The following is a 3917-nucleotide window of genomic DNA, read 5'->3' on the forward strand; positions in this document are numbered from 1 at the left end:
GTGCAGTCTGCACGCCACGGCCATAGTCCACGTCGAGATACCCAGCCCATTGCGACCAGACGGCGGTCGCCTTGGCCAATGCTTCAGCGCGCTTCAAATCCCGAAGCATGAGACCGCGATACAGGATCACGTACTTCTCTGGCTCGGTCGCCAGCTGTTCCGGGAAAATCCGGTTGGTATTGTGGCGATCCAACAGATCGAAGCGTTCATTCTGCTTGATCCAGGCACGCTGGGGCTGCGGTGTCCAAAGCGCGACATCTGGCCATGAGGACTGCGTGATCGAGGCATTCCCCGTCGCAGCCAGGATCTCCGCGGCATACAGGTCGATGACAAGCTTGCGACCCGAGCGTCGAGCTGCGCGAAAGATCGACACCACCCGGTCAATGTTCTGAGCGGAGGCAGCGGTAAGGACGAGACCTGGCGTTCTCCCGCACAGATCGACCAACTGGCTCTCGATCGCTGCCTCGGTATCGAATCTCGAAAGCGCATCGAGGCGCCCGAGAACGGAACCTTCCATCAGCAACGTGTCGATGTCGATCGGCGGCGCGTTCAGCAGCCGTTCGAACAGCTTTGATTTCCTGCCATGGCCGCGAATGTCGGCCGTGTAGAACAGCCGCCGCCCACCTGCTTCGATCAGAAGAGCGTGGCAGTCATAGGCTGAGTGGTCGACGAGAAAGGGCGTGATGCGGAATGGCCCGAGCTCGAAGGAGATGCCATCGCGAAGATGCTGGACCGATGAGGGTGCATAGGCACCGGGCACGAAGGGAGCGGCCGCGGACATGATCCGTGCGGTCGCTTCCCCGGTTATGATCGGCAGATCCGGCCTTACGTTCGGCAGGAGGCCCCAATGGTCACGGTGGCAGTGGCTGAGAATGACCCCGAGGAGCGAAGGATCACTCTCGGTGAAGCCTGGAACTTTCGGCAACAGATCCTGGCTATTCGTGGAAGCGTCAAGCGGGAGGCCACAATCGAGCGCGATCCGGACACCTTCGTGCTCCAACTCGAGGCAGGTTCCGCCGATCTCCCGGGCTCCCCGGTGGATCCTCGCCCTCATTGCTTGAACTCACCGACGAAGCGACCACGCACCATCGCAGTCGAAACGTAATGGCTATCCGGCATGATCAGTGTCTTGTCCGCCGGCAATGCATAGCGAGCCAGCAAGCTCCGCTCCACGGCGGGCTTGAACAGCCTGCTGTCCATCAGCAGCAGAAATCGATCGTCGCTCTCACGCCAGTTCACCCGGCCGCGGGGAAAATCTTCGTACTCGTAACCGGCAAGGTGCGGCAGCACCTGGCAAACCGCCGACCAGAGGTCGACATGTCCGCAATCTGTCGTGCGAAAACCACCCACGGCCGGCACGTCGGCTATGGGCTCGATGTAGGAGGCCAGCGCGAACTCGCGCTCCTGCATCTCGGTGGGCAATACCCAGAAGAAGCCGATGCTGGGCGCATCGTGGTCGGCGGCTCTGTCCTCGAACGTCAGTCTCGTTCTCAATTGGCGCCCTCCATGGCGGCCGAACAAGTAACAATCTCCTACGTCAGATTCGGACGCAGCTCCCCAGCGCTGTGCAGACGGATTGCCGTTTGTCATCGCGAAGCTCCTGCATCCAAAAGCCCTTCGGCGAGTTCCATGAGGTCATCAGCCCAGTACTCACTCGGCCGGGGCTGAGAGGCGCCGAGCGAGCGATCCGCTCGACAGGAGAGCACGCTCAGTCGCCACTGGTCGGGTATGGCCCTTCGGCCGTCGGCCGCGCCCAGGAGCGCACCGACGATCGCAGCGTTCGTGTCGGTATCGCCGCCCTCTGCAATGGTCGCTACGACCGCTTCGTCGACGGACGTCCCCTTGAGCAAATGGAAGTAGGCGTTCTGCAGCGCGATCAGCACCCACCCCATTTGGGTCTGATAGTCATCCGGCGCTTCGTGCTGGGCGAGCTTTAGCACCCGGCGCACCATTGTGATCCTGGCCTGATCGTCCTCGCCGAATTCCAGCGCCGCATCGAACATCTGTTCGCGATTCCCGCCAGCAACGCCGACCGCAATCGAGGCGGCGAATGCAGCGCACGCCAATACGCAGACCCCGTTGTTATGCGTGATCGCGCTGTCATGAGAGGCAAGCCAAGCTGCCCTGGCTGGATCCCCTGCCGCGAAGATACCAATTGGGCTCACCCTCATGAGCGAGCCATTGGCCTGGCTACTCGGATTTAGGTTCCCGTTGAGGGCCGTCTTTGTGGTCATCCCGACGTCGAAGGGCGACGAGGCGAGCCAGTCCCGATAGGATCTTTCGACATCTGTTTTGTTGAAACTTCGTTTCCGAACCAGGCTCCGCGCCAATGTGATCGCGAGTTCGGAATCATCCGTTGGCTGACCTGCGCTGATCTTCCACGGCCCGCCATCCGCAAGCAGTCGCAGTCCATCAGGATACTGGGATTTGATCCGAGCCTTGCCCTCGAACTCAACCAGGGCGCCGAGTGCATCGCCTGCCACCTGCCCGAGGAGGCAGCCCTGCGCCCTATCCAGGCGTATCGGATCACCTTGGCGCGTCCTGGGGGCCGCGTCGCGGCTCTCGCCGGGGTCCTGGACCATAGCCAATGACCAATTGCGCGAGACGAGCTGCCGGGCGGCATCCGGGGCGCCGCCAAAGCATCTCGATGTGCGAGAGGTGCCGGTCAGCTCATAGGTGACGCCGCGGCCGTCCTGGTCGAGCAAAGATCCGCCGACACCCCGCAACAGAGCGTGCCCCGCGGCGAAATCCCAAGAGCGAAGGGGATTCAGTGCGACAGCGGCGACAACTTCGCCGCACGCAGCCAGTGCGAGCCGGTAGGCAATGCTGGGGATCGCTAGAAACCTTGACGGCGCGACCAGGCGACCGTTCACATCTGGAAGTTGGGATGCGACGTAGGAGAGCGCAACGATCTCGTCTTCGTCGAGATTCCGCTCCCTGAGACCTTGATCGATCGGCCTCCCATTACGGGTGAGCGCTGATCCTTCCGCCCAGGCAATCAGGTCGCCTTGGTCATCGGGATAGGCGAAGGCATACACGACACCCAGGACGGGGCGACAATTGTGGAGCAGCGCGATCGAGACACTGGAGCCGCGCCGGCCCTGCAGGAATGCACCGGTCCCGTCATGCGGATCGACGACCCAGACGGTTTTCGCCTCGGTCTCGCTGCGGCCCGTTTCCTCGCCAAGCCAGCCACAGGACAACGCCGTGAGCAGCGGGCGCTTCAGAAGGGCTTCGACCTCCTTATCAATCGCGGCCGTCTGCGAGTGTCCACGTCGTCCCTCTGGGGAATGGAATTCTTGCCGCAGGAGCACGCCGGCTTCCTGCGCTGCGGCGATTGCAGCCTCAAGAAGCTGGGGCAATCCGCCGATTGGATCTTCTTCGTTTCTCAGCACGTAATATCCTGTCTCTGAACCCCACGAGAGCAAGATAGGCTACGGACATGCGACGGTGTCCCGATGTCGGAATTTTTAACCGGGACCGAGGCGCATGAAGGACTATCGCAGTTTCATCGGCTTCTACTGGACATTACCCGTGCCGTCCGCCGGCTTCACGAATTTGCCGGACGACCTCGACGATGCGGTGCGGATGAGCCGCACGCTGCGCTATCAGYGCGAACTGGTGCGGCGCCATGTCGAGGGTGAAAAGGGCACGCTTGCCGACGAACTTTTCTTTCTGGAGCTTGCCCCCGATCGCGGCAGCGACCAGATCGAGAGCAAGCTGAAGAAGGCGCTCGAGCTCTGCCAGAAGCATGATGCCCAACTGCTCTTCGTCGACTTCATGCAGGAGGGCGGTTGGCGAAGTCACCCCTTCATGTCGCGATTGATGCAACTGGCGCCGGTGTCCTGCCTCGGCCTGTACCCCGAGCCCCTGATGATCGACGGTCGGGAATTCGACCCGATCGCGCATTTCCGGCG

4 protein-coding genes are annotated in these 3917 nt (G+C 62.0%); 1 reads left to right on the plus strand and 3 read right to left on the minus strand.

The genetic code is table 11. The features are described 5' to 3' along the window. From AC1DVA_RS26775 to AC1DVA_RS26785, 3 genes are all read right to left on the minus strand, one after another. The coding region (locus AC1DVA_RS26775; protein WP_476807905.1) for an MBL fold metallo-hydrolase at window positions 1–1000 on the minus strand (1000 nt) is incomplete at its 3' end. A gap of 50 nt (window positions 1001–1050) precedes the next feature. Continuing rightward, window positions 1051–1521: a hypothetical protein gene (locus AC1DVA_RS26780; protein WP_476807906.1), complete on the minus strand. Its 471-nt coding sequence runs from the start codon at window positions 1519–1521 to the stop codon at window positions 1051–1053. 65 nt (window positions 1522–1586) lie between these two features. Then, window positions 1587–3395, minus strand: a complete 1809-nt coding sequence (locus AC1DVA_RS26785) for an inositol monophosphatase family protein (protein WP_476807907.1) — start codon at window positions 3393–3395, stop codon at window positions 1587–1589. Window positions 3396–3489: 94 nt separating this feature from the next. Between AC1DVA_RS26785 and AC1DVA_RS26790 the strand changes: the two genes are divergently transcribed. Further along, the coding region (locus AC1DVA_RS26790; protein WP_476807908.1) for a hypothetical protein at window positions 3490–3917 on the plus strand (428 nt) is incomplete at its 3' end.

The organism is Allobosea sp. P4_C6, assembly GCF_056402015.1.